Origin of the sequence: Hymenobacter sp. B81, assembly GCF_044628455.1 — a bacterium.
Lineage (GTDB): Bacteria > Bacteroidota > Bacteroidia > Cytophagales > Hymenobacteraceae > Solirubrum.
The window spans coordinates 120,173-138,043 of record NZ_JBIYZW010000001.1 but is presented as its reverse complement, the minus strand read 5'-3'; the positions used below and the strand labels follow the sequence as shown (position 1 = coordinate 138,043).

The following is a 17,871-nucleotide window of genomic DNA, read 5'->3' as shown; positions in this document are numbered from 1 at the left end:
AATTAAAAAATCGGCCGCTAAACCACGGCGGCAATGTATTTGTGGGCGCGCGGCCGCCAACGCTGCCTGCCATGAAACACCTGTATGCCCTGCTCGGTGGCCTGCTGCTGAGTGTTACCGCCACCGCCCAGCACCACGACGCCGACTCCACTGCCCTCTACCACGAACGGCTCGACAGCCTCTACATTCAGGAAACCGAGGGCCGCGCCGCCCCCGACAAAGTGCTGCACGCCGAGCCCTTGTTTATCGACCTGATCCGGGATTTGGGTGCCCGCAAAGGTGAAAAGGAGTGGAACGTGGGCCTGGGCCTGACCGACAACTACGCCTACGACAGCCACGACCTGCTGGTGGAGTACGAGTGGGCCCCCGCCAACCGCCTGGGACTGGAAGTGGAAGTACCGGTCACGTTGTACTCGGGCCGCCGCCAGGACGACGTGCAGCGCCCGGCTCACCGCCTCAACGGCCTGAAAACGGCCGTGCAATACACCTTCTACGTCTCGGAGCCCCGCAAACTATCCCTGGCCGTGGGCTACATCAACGAGCTGGAAAGCAACGCGTTCAACCGGCTGGCCCGCCGGCCCATCACCGGCAACGGCTACAGCCCCTTCCTGGTAGCTGCCAAGCGCTGGGCCGACAACTACCACACGCTGATTTACACCGGGCCGGTATGGGAGCAGCACTTTGGCCGGCACGGGCACACCAACTTCTTCTACCAGCTCAATTCCAACTTCCATTACCTCATTCCCGGCACCCGCAACTTCGTTGGGCTGGAAGTCAACCAGGAGTTCCGGCCCCGGGATTTCGACCTGACCTTTCGTCCGCAGATGCGCCTGAGCATTGCCGATAACCTGCTGGTGGGAATTGTGGCCGGCATTCCGGTCAACCGCGAGCAGCAGCGCCTGAGCTCCTTCATGCGCCTGATCTACGAGCCGGGTCACCGGCGCGGGCATTAGCGCTCCGCCGCAGCGCGCCCTTTCCGTTCGTGCTGCGGCCTACCCGGCCGCCTACGCAAACAGGCGGTAGAGCCGCCACAAACTCCAGAACACCACCATCAGGCCCACCCCTAGCAACATCCAGCGCACGGGAATGCGCCCGGCCAGCCGCGCCGCCAGCGGGGCCGCCAGCAGGCCGCCCACAATCAGGCCCAGCACCACCGGCCAGTAGGCCACCCCGATAACCGACACGAAGGTGAGCGAGCTGGCCAGGGTCACGAAAAACTCGGTGACGCTGACCGTGCCAATGACGTACTGCGGGGTGCGGCCGCGGGCAATGAGCGTGCTGGTGACCAGCGGCCCCCAGCCGCCGCCGCCAAACGAATCGAGAAAGCCGCCGGCCGCCGCCAGCCAGCCCACGTGCCGCACCTTGGCCCGCTTGGTTTGCGCCGCCTGAAGGGCCTTGCCCAGAATGCGCAAGCCCAGCAGCAGCAAATACACCGCCACCACCGGCCGCACCCAGTCGCCGGGTGGTTCGCCCCCGAAGTACGACAGCACGAACGCCCCGCCCACCGCCCCCAGCACACCCGGCAGAATCAGGGCCTTGAACAGGCGACGGTTGACGTTGCCCAGCCGGAAATGGTGGTAGCCGGCGGCCCCGCTCGAAAACATTTCGGCGGTATGGATACTGGCGCTGACGGCCGCCGGGTTCATACCCAACGACATCAGACTGATGGCCGTGACGACGCCGAAGCCCATGCCCAGCAGCCCGTCGATGAGCTGGGCCAGAAAGCCCACCAGCACAAACTGATAGAAGGTATCGGAGGTGCTCAGCTCCTGCCACAATTCTTGCCATGCCGACCGGGGGAGCCAGCAAACCAGCGCCACCACGCCCGTCGCCGCCAGCCAGCCGATAAGCCATAAAATGCGGGCGCGAGGCGTCATGAGCCGGTTGGTGAGGCGGGTAGTAGCACGGCAAAATAGCGAAGCGTCCGTAATGGCCCGCTTCGCTTATCCGGCGCGCTAGGCGGCTACGCGCCCGGCCTCGGCCTGAGACTTGGACTGCCGCAGCCGGATGATGCCAACTTTGTCCAAGGTCCAGATGACGGGGTAGGTGGGGTCCAGCTCCCACCACTTCACGCCGAAGTTGGCGCGGCTGGAGAGCTTGTGGTGGTTGTTCTGAAACAGCTCGCCGCCGGTCAGAAAGTCGAAAAACAGCGAGTTGCGCGACTTGTCGTGGTTGTCGAAGTTCTGGTATCCGTACTTGTGGCCGCCCCAGTTCACAATGGCGCCGTGCACGGCGCCCATGGCGAAGTGTACGGGCAGCAGCAGAAACATCCACCAGGCCGTGGCAAACTCGGCGTAGAACAGCACGTACAGCGCCCCCCAGCCCACGCGGGAGTACCACTTGTTGCCCAGCTCTTCGAGAGCGGTCCACTCCGGGTAGTTGCCCTCGAAACGGGCGGCGGCCGCGTGCTTCCCCTGCATGACCTGCTGGTACACCGTGCGCGTCTGCCACATCATGGTGAAGGCATTCGAGGTGTGGTGCGGGGAGTGCGGGTCCTGCGCGGTGTCGGAGTAGGCGTGGTGCATGCGGTGCAGCAGCGCGTACACCCGCGGCGACATAAACGACGAGCCCTGGGTCAGGAAAGTGAAGATGAAGAAGAAACGCTCCCACCGTGGGTGCATGGTAAACATGCGGTGGGCAGCGTAGCGGTGCTGGAAAAACGTCTGCGTAAACAACGACAGGTACCAGTGCGCCACGAAGGCAACGAGAATGATCATGAGCCGGAAGAAAAAGGTACTCGAAACAGGCGCGAAAGGAAACCTGGAGACCTGGGGAATCGGCTCGGATGCTTCAGTTCATGGATGTGGCAGGCTAAAGCTACGCAATAAGTGCCACTGCCACCGACTAATGGGTAACATGCTCCGGCAGCATACACAGATTATCGCTTGCGGACTTGCAAAGCCATGGCTTCTCAATGCTACTTGCATCTTAAATTCCATTTGGCTCAACCCATTACATGAATCTGGCTTCCCTTTTCGCTTTCAACCGGCAACGCGTAGCGGCTGCTTTGCCCCCCGGTTCGTTAGCCATATTCCACGTAACTCCAACTGACAATTCGGTCCCTTTCGATTATTTAACCGAATCACCTTTTGGGAATGATTTGTACTGGCTTACAGGCTTACAGCAGGTCAGAGCATACCTGCTGCTTTTGCCCCAACACCCTGATGAGCATTTACGTGAAATACTGTTCATCTCAACGGATGAGGCGACGAATAAGCTGCAAATTGACCATGACACAGTCAGCCTTAACACAGGTATAACCAATATTCGTGGTTATCACGAATTCCAAGAGACTGTTGCTCAAACAGTCTCATTCGTCAGCCGCATATACCTGAATCAATCCTCTTTTTTGGAAACCGGGGCCAATGATTTACCCCGGTGGCTTAAGCGGCAATTACCGTGGCAAGAATACGAATTCACGGACCCCGTCCTGGCGCGTCTGCAATTAACCCCATCTGAAGCAGAGGTAGACCTAATACGGGCCGCAGTGAACATCTCCCAGGCCGGTTATCACCGGGTCTTAGCCTGCGTGCGGTCTTCCATGACACCGCGCCAACTCGAGGCCGAGCTGCTCCATGTATATTGGCAATATGAAGGAGCCTCGTGGACGATGAGGACTCCTGCCACGCCCTTGACCACGCTTCGCGAATTAATTGGTCGGCGCAGTGGCTACTCGGAACCCGGCCCCGCTGGGGAACTGGCATTGCTCAATGCACCGGCCTCGTATTACGGGTATGCGGGCGCACTCACGCGTACTATTCCAGTTAGTGGCCACTATTCCCCTCGTCAGCGGCAAGTGTATGAGGCAGTGGTGCGGGTGCAACAAGCGCTGACCAACTTCATTGCTGTCGGCAAAAGCTACCCGGCTATTCGGCAGTACTACGTGGAGTTGCTAGTTGCCGAATTGCTGCAACTTGGAGTAGGCTCTCCGGAAGCCTTGCAGCAGCAGGGTGCCGAGTACCATATTGACCAGCATTGCCGCCCCGATCAGGAGTGGCTTACGGACCTTGGAGGCCGGAGCTTAAGTGGCTTCCCCAACCCGCTGCCCGCAGGAACCGTGCTCGTCACCGACATCGGTATCGACCTGCCTGTGGAAAACATTGGGGTTCGCCTGGTTAATACCTTACGGGTACTGCCCGAAGGAACCGAGAATCTCACTGCCAGCATTCCATCAGAAGCATCTGACCTAGAAACACTAATAAACCAACCCTCTTCCCTCCCCCCCGCCCAGCCTGCGCTGGAGCGAGTAAGTGTACCTAGCCAGCTCAGCCAGTCCTCCTTTCGCTCACCCTCCCTGCAACCGAAGCGAAAAAGTCGCTGGTCCCAGTTGCTGCGTTACAGCTATCTGCTGCTGCTGCCCTTGTTGCTGCTGGACCTGGGCTACTCCTACGTGCAGCATATCAACGTTCCGCACGATGGTGACATGACCGCAGTTGTCTTACCGCGGGCCTATATGCAGCCGGTGCTGGACGATGCCTTTGGGTTAGGGGCATTGTTGCGCGGAGAATTATCCATAGGCCCTAACCGACATTTTGCCCACTTAGCTTTATACACTTATCTGCGCAATGTTCCGTTGGCATTACAGCATTTTACCAACCCCATCAATAGTATATATATGGCCTGTGCCATTGCCAAAACGCTTATTCAGGCTGGGTTAATATTTATACTATCGTTTTACATCAGCAATACAGCCAAACCTATAAGCAAGGCTTTCCTATTTGCAGCCATTATTATCACGCCATTTTTTCAAACAGCTGGCTACCACGACCAGATGGCCATTATTGATAGATCTATTACGTACACGATTTTTTACGCGTTACCCCTGGCTGGGTTACTTGTTTATTTTCTACCATTCTACAAACTACTTTTCACTGATTCTCATACTCCCATTACGATTGAATGGAATTTTGCGCTACCGGTTCTTGCCGTTATCCTGGCGCTCAGTGGCCCACTTATTCCAGCCGCCGCGTCGATGATGAGTGGCAGTGTTCTACTCTACCTCTGTTGGAAAAGCTTCAGTTCCAGCCCTGAAATTCCTTTTATAACCCGCACAAAGGTGGCCATCAGCAGCATTCCCAAGGCAGTACTATGGCAGCTTACCTTCTTTGTGTTCTGCTGCCTGTACTCGCTGTATATCGGCACGTTTAACCTCGAGAACGTGGACACGATTTCGTTAACCGAACGATATAGCAAACTGGGTCAGGGGTTCTGGATCGAATTGGGACAACGTGCTGGGTTTCCCCTGCTGTTACTCTGCGTTATTATCAACCTATTTATTATTCGCTCTATGCCACGTAATAAGCAAACAGGTCGGATAATCAAGGCAGCCCAGTGGCTTCTCATTTTGTCGGCTCTTTACATCCTGCTTTTACCATTGGGTGGATACCGCGAGTACCGGCCATACATTATTCGTCGCGATAGTATTATGCCTGTTACATTATCCTTGCTTTATCTAATAGGCACATCCACGCTCTACCTGATCAACAGTATCCAGGCGCGTTTCAAACGCGTATACTTAGCTGCTTTGGTTGGAGTTATTGGATTTTATTCCTACACCGATCAATCAAATCTAAAGGAAAACAATTGCGAGGTTGATGCTTTACGCACTATTGCGGATTCGCCCGAAAAAATTGTTCACCTCGAGTCAAATTGTTCAGTTATGAACTGGGGCTTAATGACTGATCCTAACAACTCCGTCGAACAAGCCAAAATGCTTCACTATTGGCGCATTACCAAGGAAGAAAAGCTATATTATCAATAAGTCCAATACCCGATTAACCGTTGAATGAACCCCTCTCCGTTTTTTTGATCAGCCTTTACAGGACTCACTCCGCCATTTCTAGCAGCGAGTACTAGCTCTGCCTCACTGCTGGCTGATGCGGGTGGCCAGGGAGCGGGGCACCCCGATGCTGTGCAGCAGCCCACTCACCATTGCCTGCTGCCAGAGGGCAAACACGGCGTAGCGCGGTTCCCGCCGACTGCGGATGGTGCCGGCCTGCAGCTCACCCTTGCGCGGATTTTGGTCGCGGATAACCAGGCCGTTCACCAGCTTGGATTTGGCTTTGGTAAAGAGCGTTTTCTGGTCATCACCCCCATCACGGCGGCTCAGAAACTCCAGCTTCAGGCCGGAGTAGCGCGCCCACATGGTGCCGCGGGCCTGTTGCTGGTCGAACTGCGCCTCGAAGCGGATGCCCTGCACCTGCCCCGCGCGGAAGCGCACGTAGCGCCCGGGTTCGGTGATGTCGTTGAGGATGGCTACCGGCGCCGGCCCGAACGTGCCCGCAATGCGGTGCCGGCCGCGCGGGTCGCGCAGGGCAAACCAGCCTGTGGCTCGCAGCCGCGACCGGCCTTGCAGGTAGGCCGAGGCGCGCAGCACCATGGGCGTGCGGTCGGTCATGCGGCGCGGGTCATTGCTGAGGTTGGTGGCCGTGCCGTTGAGCCGGGTAATGCGGGCGTGGGCCCAGCGCGTGGCCAGCCGCCCCAGAAAGGTAAAGTACAGGTTTCCGTTGGTGAGCTGCAGGCGGCGCACGTCGAGGCGGAAAGGCAGTTGGCCAATCTGCTCGGGGGTGATGGTGGACGGGTGCGGCTTGATGGGGTACTGGGAGTTGCCGCGCACGTCGAGCCGCGGGTTGCGCACCTCAACAGTGCGCACCCGCACCTCCCCGCGGCGCAGCAGGGCCGCAAAGTCGAAGCCCGCGGCCTGCACCCGCGGCAGGCGCGCGGTGAGGTGCGACACCTGGTGCCCCTTGCGCCGGGCCATCACCGGGAGCGACACCGTGGGCCGAATCAGCAGCTGACTGACGCTGATGGTGCCGGGCTGGCTGGCCAACGCCAGGGTTTGGTAGCGGAGCTGGTACGGGTCGCCCAGGCTGAGGCGGCCGGGGCCGGTGCGCAGCTCCCAGGCGCGGGCGTAGAGCAGGCGCTGCGGGTCGCGGTGCCCGGCCGGGTCGAGCTGCACCTGGCGGGCCCGCAGCTGAATGGCCTGTACCGTGGGCGCCAGCTGGCTGCCCGTCACACGTAGCCAGCCATTGGCCACTTGCAAGTGGGCCAGCTGGATGCGGCGCAGGTAGGGCGCCAGGGCCTCGTGCAGGGGCGGCGGGGGCGTGGCGGGCAGGCCAAAGGTGAGCTGGGGCCGGCGGAAGCGCAGGGTGTCGGCTCGCAGCTCGCGGCGGCCCAGCAGCTCGGGGTGCAGGCCCGTGAGCGTGGCCCCGGCCAGCTCCAGGTTGACCGACGCGGCCCCGGGCTGGCGGCCCGCCGTGCGGGGCTGCACCCGCAGCGAGTCCAGCTCCAGCCGGCGGCGGCGCGACGAAAACCGGGCGGCGCCCAGCGAGAAGGCGTGGCCGGGCACCAACGCCTTCAGCCCCGCCGCGTGCAGCTCCACGGCGGCGGCGTAGCCCAGGCGGCGGTGGTCGGCGGCCCCGCCGCGGCTGATGAGCAGGTCGGTAGCGGTGAGCTGGCCCTGGCGCAGCTCGCTGGTAGGCTGGCTGGCCGGGCCCGAGTGCACGCGCACGTCGCGCAGGGCCAGGTGGCCGAGGCGAATGCCCGCCAGGCGGGGCGGCAGCTGCTCGTGCAGGGGTTTGGCCCCGCCGAACTCCGGGGGCGTGCGCAGCACCCGGGCCCGCACCTCATCAAGCAGCAGGCTATCAACGGGCACTACCTGACGGCGCAGCAGAGCCCCCAGCCCGATGCCCCCCACGCGCAGGCGGCCCACGTCGAGCGCCAGCCAGGGCGCGGGCAGCGAGTCGGCAGCGGCGAAACCCGCCTGGGGCCGCAGCCGGATGCCGGTGAGCGTGAGGGAGCGGGCGCGCAGGCTGGTGCGCAGCTCGCCGATGCGTAGCTGGTAGCGGCCCCGTGACTTCTCGGCTACCTGCCGCTCGAGCATGCGCCGCAGCCAGGGGTCGAACTGCCAGTAGACCAGGGCCGCCAGGGCCGCCAGGGCCGCCAGCAGCAGTATCGCCCCGCCCAGCCACCACTGCCAGCGGCGCCGGCGCGGGGGGCCGGCCGCGGCGGCTGAGGCGACGGTGGAAGCGACGGGCGGGGAGTAGTTCACAAACGGAGCGACAGGCTGGGGGCTTAACGTAAAAGCGGGGCGCCCGGCTGAACTCCGCCGCCGGTCCGGTTGGCAGGGAGTTGCGGGGCCGCTGTTGCAACCACGTCAGCGGTCCGGGGGTTGCGGGTTTCCCCGGCGGTGGTTGTTACTTTGGCGGCCGGCCCGTGGTTTCCCGCAACTTTTCCCTGCCATGTCTGCTTCCGATTTGCTTGCCCCCGCCCTGCTGAGCGCGCTGCGCCGCAGCTTCCAGAGCTCCTACCACCTGGCCGACAAAGCCCTGCAGCAGCTCAGCCCCGAAGAGTGGCTGCACGTGCCCGCGCCGGGGGCCAACAGCGCCGCCGTGATTGTGCAGCATTTGGTGGGCAACCTCCGCTCGCGCTTCACCGATTTCTGGACCACCGACGGCGAAAAGCCCGACCGCCAGCGCGACCAGGAGTTTGAGCCGCCGGCTTCGGTAGCAGTGGTGCCCGCGCTGCAGCAGCAGTGGCAGGTGGCCTGGCCCATTCTCTGGCAGGTGTTCGATGAGCTGGAGCAGCACCCCGAGCGGTGGCTGTATACGGTGACCATCCGGCAGGAGCCGCACACGGTGCTCGACGCGCTGACGCGGCAGGTAACTCACTACGCCTACCACGCCGGGCAATTGGTGCTGCTGGCCAAGCACCTGCGCGGCGAGCAGTGGCAAACCCTGAGCATTGCGCGCGGGCAGAGCCGCCAGTTCAACGCCGCCATGCAGGCCCGGGCCACCGAAACCGGCAACCCCAACCCTGCTTCGGCCGTGTAGCCCCCCCATGCTGGCTATTACCTCCCTGCTCAACCCGCAAAACGCGGCCCGAATCAACGGCATCATTCACAGTCTGGAAACCGAGTTCGGTCTCGACGACGTGCAGGCCACGCCCGATCCGCACATTACCTACCTGCTGGCCGGCAGCATGCAGCCCGAGATGCTCAAGCAGGTGCTGGCCGAGGTAGCGGCCACCACGGCCCCGTTTGCGGCCTACACCACCGGCCTGGGCTTGTTTCCGGGCCCTAACCCGGTTATCTACATCCCGGTGCTGCGCTCCGACGACCTCAACCGCCTGCACCACCGCCTGCTGAGCGCCGCCGCGCCCCTGTGCCAGCGCACCGACCGCTACAGCCAGCCCGATCTGTGGCTGCCCCACATTTCCCTGGCCCTGCACGACACCACCCCCGATCTGCTGGGCCCCGTGCTGCAGTACCTTAACGAGCAGACCTTCAACCTGCAGCTGCGCATCAGCAACCTGGCCGTTCTGCGCCAGGAGGGCGAACGGTTCGTGCCCGAGGAAGTCTACCCGCTGGAAGGACTAGATCATTGATCAATTAACATTTATCATCCTGTTAGCATCCGGCTGCTTCCTGTTTCGTGCCGTCCTGGGCTGCTGCGCTTGCCCATCCCGCTCATTCACTCGCTCATCATAGCCGATATGCCCACCCTATTTTCGGCTACCGATTGATCGTTGATAAATGATCAATGATTACCTGATTCCGGCTACCGATTGATACATGTTAAATGATAATTGATAAATGCCGAATGAGTTACTTTGCCCCCGCACCAACCCGCTGCTTATGTACAACACCTTTCTTCTGCTGCACTCCTGGACGCGCTGGCTCGTCCTGATTTTTGGTTTGATTGCCCTGCTGCGCGCCCTCGCGGGCTGGCTGGGCCGCAAGCCCTACACCGGCGCCGACAACGGCATGGCCGCCTCGTTCGTGGGCTCCATGCACCTGCAGCTGCTGCTGGGTTTGATTCTGTATTTCGGCCTGAGCCCCTTCGGGCTGAAGGCCATGGAAACGGCCGGCACCATGAAAGACCCGGGTACCCGCTTCTGGGGCGTCGAGCACATTGCCGGCATGGTGCTGGCCGTGGTGCTGGCCCAGGTGGGCCGCTCGCTCTCCAAAAAGGCCACCGACCCCGTGCGCAAGCACAAGAAAGCCGCCATCTTCTTCGGCCTGGCCCTGCTACTGGTGCTGCTGATGATTCCCTGGGGCGTGTGGAACCCGGCCCGTCCGCTGTTCCGCTTCTAGCAGCCTCTGATCCTGCTCGTTTTTGCCCGCCCGGCCGCGCCCCTGCGTTGCCGGGCGGCGTTGTTTTGGCGCCCTAGTGAAGCGCGAGGCTTAACCGTGAAAAATCCAGCAAAAAGACCGTTGCTGCCTATTTGGCCTGCTGCTTTGCGTATCTTCCCCGCCTAGTTGCTGCCCGATAACACGCTTGGCTATGGATTCGACCTCTACCGCACCCGCCGCGCACCTGGCCGTGGATGCCCCCACCGCCCACCCCCACGCGGCCTGCCTGAACTGCGGCCAGCCGGTGCCCGAGCGCTTCTGCGGCCACTGCGGGCAGGATGCCCACCACACCCACCGCCTCACACTGCGCTACCTGCTGCTGCACGATTTGCCCCACTCCATCTGGCACGTCGACAAGGGTATCGGGTACACGTTTCGGCAGATGATGACGCGGCCCGGCGCCGCCCTGCACGAGTACATGGCCGGCCGCCGGGCCCAGCATTTCCGGCCCATCTCCTACCTGCTGCTGATTACCGCCGTGAGCATGCTGCTGCTCTCAGCGGTGGGCATCAGTGCCGTGCCCCCCAGCCAGCAAAGCGAGATGCCGCGGCTGCTGCAGCTGATGCTGGAGCGCTACATGCAGCTGTATGCCAAGTACCCCACGCTGATTTACCTGGTGGTGCTGCCTGCCAATACGCTGCTGGCGGCGTGGCTGCTGCGGCCGGCCCGGTTCAACTTTGCCGAGATGCTGCTGAGCCAGGCCTTCGTGTCGGGCACCACCACCATCATTTCCAGCCTCGTGATGCTGCCGCTGTTGCTGCTGATACCGCGTTTTCCGGCGCTGCAGCCCCTGCTGGGGCTGGCCATGCTGCCCTACATGGCCTACGCCGCGTGGGTGTACCGCCAGCTGCTGGAACCCGCCCGCATTCCGGTAGAAGACAAGTGGGTGCGCAGCATCGGCACGGTGGTGCTGCAAACCGTGGTGCTCATCCTCACCATTGTGCTGGTGCAGGTAGCCATTGTCCTCTCGCTCATTCGCCAGGACCCCTCGCTCATGGCCGATTTTAAGGCCAAGACCGCCGCCAAAACGGCGCCCGCGCCGCCGCGGAATCAGCCCGATAAGCCGGGCCTGCCGGCCAACCAATAAGCGGCAGCCGGCTGCTGTTATTCAGCTGATTTTTCGCGGACCAACGCCCGTTTTGGGCGGCCGTTGGTTAGCCCATTGCGCCCTGCCGGTACCCGGGTGTTGCGCACGTTTGGCAACGCACTGGAAAGAAGTTTTTTAGCCACCGATAGCGGCTATAAACGCCGTCCGCAATTCGGGGTATTGGTGGCTTATATGCGGGTATATATACCGCGCTGTATATAACGCAACCTACGCATTTTGCGCGGGCGGTAAAAGGCCTTTGCGGGGCCGGAGGGGGCTTATTCAATAATTAGATATTTTTTTGCTCAGTTTTACTTATCCCATTATTATTGCAAACTGGCCTATTGCCGGTACGCCGGAATTATTCCCGAAACAGCGGCGCAATACCTCTTTCTGAAAGTAGGGAAATACCCCCTTCCTCCCCCTTCTTTAATGAAACACTTTCTACTCACCACGGCCCTCGTGGCGGCCAGCATTGGTACGGGTTTCGGCCAGGCCAAAAAAGCGGCCGCTCCGGCGGGCAAACCCCAGTACGCCGGGTTTTACATCGACGGCAAGCTGGTCAACGAAATCGACTGCTACGGCGTCGACGAGTACAGCATTATTTACCCCTACTTCTCCACGCTGACGTCTTCCGACCGTTTCTGGGTGCGCGTGGTAGCCGGCTCGTACGATGCGGCGGGCAAATTCGTGCTGGAGTACTCCGACAACAAATCCATTTACGAGGAGAGCAGCCTCGACGCCATCCGCGAGAAGTACATGGAGCGCGGCTACGGCATCGTCAACAAGAAAAACCTGCTCGACGACTACAACCGCAACCGGGCCACCCACCCCATCAGCAACTACATCGTCGACGTGGACAACGCCTCGTTTAACGTGCTCCAGTACACCAACCTCGACCCGGCCACTACCAAGGGCAGCGTGGTGTACTACGAGCTGTACGCGGGCCAGATTTCGGGCCACGAAACCAAGTGGGACGAGCGGCAGCAGCGCGAGGTAACCAATCCTATTATCAAGGCGTCGCTGGTGTACACCTCGCCCAAAATCAAGCTCACCAACCGCGTGCACGCCGCCACCGTGGCCACCAAGCCGGGGGGCGAGGGCGGTGCCGCCACGGCCAAGAAGCTGGGCGGCAAGCTCGGCCGCGCCCTCGGCGGCGTAGCCGGGGTGCCGGGCATGGCCGGGCAGGCCCAGAGCGAGTCGCAGAGCGGCCCGGTGGTGGCCCTGCTGCCCGAGATGCAAGCCGGCTCGTGCGTGAGCAAGGGCAAGGCCGTGACCCTGGAAGAGGTGATGGCCGTGGGCCGCAACCAATTCGGCGAATCCCTGGGCGGCGTCAACTAAGCCGCCCCTTCGCCCGGTAGGTAGCCTCCAACGGGCCGCTGCGCACGCCGCAGCGGCCCGTTTTGCTGTTCGGGAGCCAGCTGGCGCGCAGCCCCGCGTGCCAGCGGATGGCCATTGAAGGGTCTCCGCAACAGCAAAGCAGCTTCGGCGGGGCATTGCAACGGTTTACAATGCTCCGCTGAACGCGCCAAGGAGCATTGTAAACCTTTTCAAGCCCGCAAAGCAGGCTCGGTGGAGTATTGTATTGGTTTACAAGCCCCCAAATCAGCTTCAGCGGGGCATTGTAAATCAGCACAACGTCCCGTTGCATTTTCCGGAGCCAAGCTTTTGCCCGGTAACCAAAGACCCTATATTGCTGAGGTTTCACCCTATATACTTCGCATATGTTTCTGCCTTTTCTAAAGAACCCATTTCTATCGCCCCGGCTCAACCGCGAGGATTTTCGCGACCTGATGGCCGGGCACCTGGCCCGCCTCGCCAGCCAGAACGAGGGCGGCCGCTACGCCGCCATGATTGCGGCCCTGCAGCCCCACCACGCCAGCTACGCCGCCCTGCTGGGCGACCAAAGCCAGAACCTGGGCGAGCGGGAAGGCCGCACCGATGCGGTAGACCAGCAGCTAGCCGCCTTCAAGGCCTTTGCCAAGGATGAGCTGCTGCCCGACGTGGAGTACGTCTTCAAGCGCAAAAGCCCCAATGCCCAGGCCCTGGCTGAGTTTATGCCCCGCGGCCGCAGCGAATACAGCAACGCCACCCGGCTCACGCTGCCCACCCTGCTGGCCCGCACCGCCAGCCTCACCGAGCAGTATAAAACCGCCCTGGGTCAGCCCCTGGCCGACCGCGCCGCTGCCCTGCAAGCAGCTTACACCCTGGCCCGCCAAACCCAGGGCGAAAGCAAGGGCGAGGTGCAGGACGACAGCCGCCAGGAAAAGCGCCTGCGCCGCGCCGCCGCCCGCCAGCTCAAGCTCGGCCTGCTGGAGCAGCTGCGCCTGCACATCGACGAGCCCGACGCGGTGAAAGGACTCTACGACCCGCGCTTCTTCACCCAGCCCGGCAAGGATACCGGCGGGGTGCGGCCGTGAGAGCTGATTTTCCCAACCCGTACCTTTTCCCTACAGGCCCCAGCCCATGTTTACATTCGAGCGAACAGAGTCTTTCGAAATCATTTTGACCGATCTATACGAGGCCATATTTGTTCCCCTTTCCGACCTCGAACGGCTGAATCCCAGCCTTTCCATTCACACCGAGTTGCTGACCGGCCCGGGGTTCCAGGCTTCCGCAAAGACACTCGATGTCCAACCAGTAAAAAGCTCGATTGAACTAGAAATATTCCGAAGCGACAAGCAGATTCTGGCTTATAGCCTGAGTTATTCCGATGCCTACTCCAACGCAGAAGGCCAAGCCATCGACGCAGCCTTCTGCCGAAGCATCCAAACGCAGTTTTTCGACACCGCCGAGCAAGCCAAAGCCGCAGCCGTGGCAGCATTGCAGAACTTAGACTTTGATGCCCCCCTTACTCCTGAAGACGAGCGCGCCTGGGATTCCCTGCGGGACTTTCCACTTGATGATCAGCAGCTACGAGAAGCAATTCGGGAGGACCTGCATCAACTGCTGCAAACGGTCGTTTAAGCAACTCCCGCGCACAAAAAAGCCCGCCGCTGGATTCAGCGGCGGGCTTTTTTGATAAGTAGCTAAGTCGGCAATTACTGGCCCAGCACCATCGCGAAAATCAGCGGGGCCACGATGGTGGCGTCCGATTCGATGATGAACTTGGGCGTGTCCTGGCCCAGCTTGCCCCAGGTGATTTTCTCGTTGGGCACGGCGCCCGAGTACGAGCCGTAGGAGGTCGTCGAGTCGGAAATCTGGGCGAAGTAGCCCCACAGCGGCACCGAGGTGCGCTGCAGGTCCTGGTGCAGCATGGGCACCACGCAGATGGGGAAGTCGCCGGCAATGCCGCCACCGATCTGGAAGAAGCCCACTTTGCTTTCCTCCTTGGCGTTCTGGGTGTACCAGTCGGCCAGGTAGATCATGTACTCGATGCCGGTGCGCACGGTGTGCACGTTCTGGATGTCGCCCGAGATGACGTGACCGGCGAAGATGTTGCCCAGCGTGGAGTCTTCCCAGCCCGGGCAGATGATGGGCAGGTTTTTCTCGGCGGCGGCCAGCATCCACGAGTCCTTGGGGTCGATCTGGTAGTATTGCTCCAGCTCGCCCGACTTCAGAATCTGGTAGAAGAACTCGTGGGGGAAGTACCGCTCGCCCTTCTTGTCGGCCTGCTCCCAGAACTTGAGCACCGAGTGCTCGAGGCGGCGCATGGCTTCCTCTTCGGGAATGCAGGTATCGGTTACGCGGTTCATGTGGCGCTCCAGCAGAGCCTGCTCGTCGGCGGGCGTCAGGTCGCGGTAGTTGGGCACGCGCTCGTAGAAGTCGTGGGCCACCAGGTTGAAGATGTCCTCCTCCAGGTTGGCACCGGTGCAGCTGATGATCTGCACCTTGTCCTGCCGGATGAGCTCGGCGAGTTGGATGCCCATTTCGGCGGTGCTCATGGCGCCGGCCAGGGTAATCATCATTTTGCCGCCCTCGGCCAGGTGCTTGTTGTAGCCTTCGGCGGCGTCGATCAGGGCCGCGGCGTTGAAGTGGCGGTAGTGGTGCTTGAGGAAGTTGGTTACGTTCATTGCTTGGGGGTTGTACGGGGTGCCTCTACTCTCTAACCGAAGCACCGGCCCCTAACGCACAGCCCGCGGGGCTGGTTCATTGGCCGGCGACAATGTTCAGCGCGTACGCGCTAGCCGCGCTTCGGTTCTTCGATGATGAGGTTGTGGTTGGTGTAGATGCAGATGTCGGCGGCGATGTGCAGGCCTTCTTCCACCATCTGCCGGGCCGTGAGGTGGGGCGCGTGCTTTTTGAGGGCCAGCGCGGCGGCCTGGGCATACATGGCGCCCGAGCCGATGGCGGCCACGTCGGAGTCGGGCTCCAGCACGTCGCCCGAGCCGGCCACAATGAGCAGCTCGTCGGCGTCGGCCACCACCATCATGGCTTCGAGCTTGCGCAGGTGCTGGTCTTTGCGCCAGTCCTTGGCCAGCTCAATGGCGGCGCGCTTCAGGTTCTGGCCAAAGGCACCGAGCTTTTCCTCGAAGCGCTCCAGCAGGGTAAAGGCGTCGGCCGTGGAGCCGGCAAAGCCCGTGACGACCTTGCCGCCGTGCAGCTGGCGAATCTTGCGCACGTTGCTCTTGGCCACGTGCTTGTCCATGGTGGCCTGGCCGTCGGCGCCCACGGCAATCTGGCCGTTGTGGCGCACGCCCAGCACGGTAGTCGAGCGAATTTTCATATCAGTTGTCCGTTACGGGTTGGCAGTTGTTAGCCCCGATGGGGTAAAAAGCAGTTGCCAGTTGCCGGTCTTGCGACCGACAACTGGCAACTAACAACTGCCAACTCAAATAAGCATGCGCATGGGGTCTTCGAGCAGGCCCTTGAGGGTTTGCAGGAAGGCCGCGCCGGTGGCGCCGTCTACCACGCGGTGGTCGCACGAGAGGGTCACTTTCATCACGTTGCCGACGACGATCTGGCCGTCCTTCACCACGGGCGTCTGCTTGATGCCGCCCACGGCCAGGATGCAGGCGTCGGGCGGGTTGATGATGGCCGTGAATTCCTCGATGCCGAACATGCCCAGGTTGGAGATGGTGAAGGTGCTGCCCTCCCACTCGGCGGGCTGCAGCTTCTTGCTCTTGGCCTTGCCGGCCAGCTCTTTCACCTCGTTGGCAATCTGCGAGAGGCCTTTCTGGTCGGCGTTGCGCACCACCGGCACCAGCAAGCCTTCGTCCACGGCCACGGCCACGCCAATGTTGACCACCTTGTTCTGGCGGATCTTGTCGCCCAGCCACGACGAGTTGATGGCCGGGTGCTGCCGCAGTGCCGCGGCCGAGGCTTTGATGACCAGGTCGTTGAAGGAAAGCTTCACCGGCGAGAGTTCGTTCAGGCGGGTGCGCGCTTCCATGGCCTTGTCCATGAAAATCTCCATGGTCAGGTAGAAGTGCGGGGCCGTGAACAGGCTCTCGGAGAGGCGGCGGGCAATAACCTTGCGCATCTGCGACACCGGCGTGTCGGTGTAGGTGCCGTCGGCGGGCTGCGCGGCCGCGGCGGCCTGGGCCTGCGGAGCCGGGGCAGCAGCCTGCGGTGCGGGAGAAGCGGGGGCAGCGGCGGGGGCGGCCTGCGGTACGGCGGCCGGCTGGGCCTGCGGGGCGGTGCCGGGCTGGGCATTCTCCAGGTCGCGCGACACGATGCGGCCGTTTTCGCCCGAGCCTTTCACGGCGTTCAGGTCGATGCCTTTGTCCTGGGCAATGCGCTTGGCCAGCGGCGAGGCGAAGATGCGGCCACCAGTTGCGGCAGCAGCAGGAGCGTTGGCAGCCGGAGCCGCAGCCGCGGCGGGCTGGGGCTGTTCGGCCTGCGGCTGCTCCGCGGCCGGTGCCTGGGCCGGGGCGGCCGCGCCACCCGACTGGCCGCCCAGCAGGGCGTTGATATCGGCGCCTTCTTCGCCGATGATGGCCAGGATGCCGTCAACGGCTACGGCCTCGCCTTCCTTGGGGCCGATGTAGAGCAGGGTACCGTCCTCGTAGTTGTCCAGCTCCATGGTCGCCTTGTCGGTCTCCACTTCCGCCAGCACGTCGCCCGATTTCACCTGGTCGCCCACCTTCTTGAGCCAGGCGGCAATGGTGCCTTCGGTCATCGTGTCGCTCATCTTGGGCATGCGGATGACGGTGGCCTTCTTACCGTTGCCGGCGGGTGCTGCCGGAGCAGCAGCGGGAGCAGCGGCGGCGGGTGCTGCCGGGGCCGCAGCGGCGGGAGCCGGGGCAGCGGCCGGGGTCGGGGCGGGTTGCTCGGCCTGGGGCTGCGCGGGAGCGGCACCGCCGCCCTGCACCTGGCTCAGCAGCGCCGAAATGTCTTCGCCTTCTTTCCCCACGATGGCCAGCACGCCATCGACGGGAACTGATTCTCCGTTTTTCGGGCCGATATACAGCAAGGTGCCTTCTTCGTAGTTGTCCAGCTCCATGGTCGCCTTGTCGGTTTCCACTTCCGCCAGCACATCACCGGATTTCACCTTGTCGCCCACTTGCTTGAGCCACTGGGCGATGACGCCTTCGGTCATCGTGTCGCTCATCTTGGGCATTTTTATGATTTCGGCCATTGCAAGTCGTCAGTTGGGTTCAGGGGGTCAAAAATAGACCGGAATTCTTGGGGGCACAAACCCGATTTACGCAAACGATGCCGGTGCGGCGGCCCGGCTGTTTAACCCCGGCGCAGGGCCAAGTTCTTCGAA

The 17,871-nt window shown here is 62.1% G+C and carries 15 protein-coding genes; 9 read left to right on the top strand and 6 right to left on the bottom strand.

The window, feature by feature from the left end:
• The first annotated feature begins 71 nt into the window (after window positions 1-71).
• Entirely contained in the window at window positions 72-953 is an 882-nt protein-coding gene (locus ACE191_RS00550) for an HAEPLYID family protein (RefSeq protein ID WP_400190225.1), read from the top strand.
• A 51-nt stretch (window positions 954-1,004) separates the two neighbouring features.
• Here the strand turns inward: ACE191_RS00550 and ACE191_RS00545 are convergent, their stop codons facing one another.
• Together ACE191_RS00545 and ACE191_RS00540 are read right to left on the bottom strand one after the other, a co-directional pair.
• On the bottom strand, window positions 1,005-1,877 hold the full coding sequence (locus tag ACE191_RS00545) for a sulfite exporter TauE/SafE family protein (protein WP_400190224.1): 873 nt from the start codon (window positions 1,875-1,877) through the stop codon (window positions 1,005-1,007).
• Between the two features lie 78 nt (window positions 1,878-1,955).
• A complete protein-coding gene (locus ACE191_RS00540) occupies window positions 1,956-2,717 on the bottom strand; it encodes an acyl-CoA desaturase (RefSeq protein ID WP_400190223.1) in 762 nt (253 codons plus the stop codon).
• Between the two features lie 239 nt (window positions 2,718-2,956).
• Here ACE191_RS00540 and ACE191_RS00535 point away from each other — a divergent pair, with 239 nt between their 5' ends.
• The gene (locus ACE191_RS00535) at window positions 2,957-5,761 is read left to right on the top strand and encodes a M24 family metallopeptidase (RefSeq protein ID WP_400190222.1); all 2,805 of its coding nucleotides are present in this window, start codon (window positions 2,957-2,959) and stop codon (window positions 5,759-5,761) included.
• 102 nt (window positions 5,762-5,863) lie between these two features.
• Here ACE191_RS00535 and ACE191_RS00530 read toward each other — a convergent pair whose 3' ends face one another.
• A complete protein-coding gene (locus tag ACE191_RS00530; RefSeq protein ID WP_400190221.1) occupies window positions 5,864-8,050 on the bottom strand; it encodes a hypothetical protein in 2,187 nt (728 codons plus the stop codon).
• 190 nt (window positions 8,051-8,240) lie between these two features.
• On the opposite strand from ACE191_RS00530, the gene ACE191_RS00525 reads away from it, so the two are divergent.
• The 7 genes from ACE191_RS00525 (at window position 8,241) to ACE191_RS00495 (ending at window position 14,186) form a co-directional block, all read left to right on the top strand.
• Window positions 8,241-8,831 carry a DUF1572 family protein gene (locus ACE191_RS00525; RefSeq protein WP_400190220.1) on the top strand — a complete coding sequence of 197 codons (591 nt, stop codon included), beginning with the start codon at window positions 8,241-8,243 and terminating at the stop codon, window positions 8,829-8,831.
• A 7-nt stretch (window positions 8,832-8,838) separates the two neighbouring features.
• Window positions 8,839-9,384, top strand: coding sequence for a 2'-5' RNA ligase family protein (locus ACE191_RS00520; RefSeq protein WP_400190219.1), 546 nt, complete (start codon window positions 8,839-8,841; stop codon window positions 9,382-9,384).
• A 250-nt stretch (window positions 9,385-9,634) separates the two neighbouring features.
• The gene (locus ACE191_RS00515; protein ID WP_400190218.1) at window positions 9,635-10,093 is read left to right on the top strand and encodes a hypothetical protein; all 459 of its coding nucleotides are present in this window, start codon (window positions 9,635-9,637) and stop codon (window positions 10,091-10,093) included.
• 190 nt (window positions 10,094-10,283) lie between these two features.
• The gene (locus ACE191_RS00510) at window positions 10,284-11,219 is read left to right on the top strand and encodes a DUF3667 domain-containing protein (protein ID WP_400190217.1); all 936 of its coding nucleotides are present in this window, start codon (window positions 10,284-10,286) and stop codon (window positions 11,217-11,219) included.
• Window positions 11,220-11,651: 432 nt separating this feature from the next.
• Complete coding sequence (locus ACE191_RS00505; protein ID WP_400190216.1) at window positions 11,652-12,560, top strand: hypothetical protein; 909 nt, start codon at window positions 11,652-11,654, stop codon at window positions 12,558-12,560.
• 383 nt (window positions 12,561-12,943) lie between these two features.
• Window positions 12,944-13,639 carry a hypothetical protein gene (locus tag ACE191_RS00500; protein WP_400190215.1) on the top strand — a complete coding sequence of 232 codons (696 nt, stop codon included), beginning with the start codon at window positions 12,944-12,946 and terminating at the stop codon, window positions 13,637-13,639.
• A gap of 46 nt (window positions 13,640-13,685) precedes the next feature.
• The gene (locus ACE191_RS00495; RefSeq protein WP_400190214.1) at window positions 13,686-14,186 is read left to right on the top strand and encodes a hypothetical protein; all 501 of its coding nucleotides are present in this window, start codon (window positions 13,686-13,688) and stop codon (window positions 14,184-14,186) included.
• Window positions 14,187-14,260: 74 nt separating this feature from the next.
• Here ACE191_RS00495 and ACE191_RS00490 read toward each other — a convergent pair whose 3' ends face one another.
• From ACE191_RS00490 to ACE191_RS00480, 3 genes are all read right to left on the bottom strand, one after another.
• Complete coding sequence (locus ACE191_RS00490) at window positions 14,261-15,232, bottom strand: deoxyhypusine synthase family protein (RefSeq protein ID WP_400190213.1); 972 nt, start codon at window positions 15,230-15,232, stop codon at window positions 14,261-14,263.
• A gap of 110 nt (window positions 15,233-15,342) precedes the next feature.
• The gene (hslV, locus tag ACE191_RS00485; protein ID WP_400190212.1) at window positions 15,343-15,885 is read right to left on the bottom strand and encodes an ATP-dependent protease subunit HslV; all 543 of its coding nucleotides are present in this window, start codon (window positions 15,883-15,885) and stop codon (window positions 15,343-15,345) included.
• A gap of 105 nt (window positions 15,886-15,990) precedes the next feature.
• Window positions 15,991-17,739: a pyruvate dehydrogenase complex dihydrolipoamide acetyltransferase gene (locus ACE191_RS00480; protein ID WP_400190211.1), complete on the bottom strand. Its 1,749-nt coding sequence runs from the start codon at window positions 17,737-17,739 to the stop codon at window positions 15,991-15,993.
• Between the last annotated feature and the right edge of the window lie 132 nt (window positions 17,740-17,871).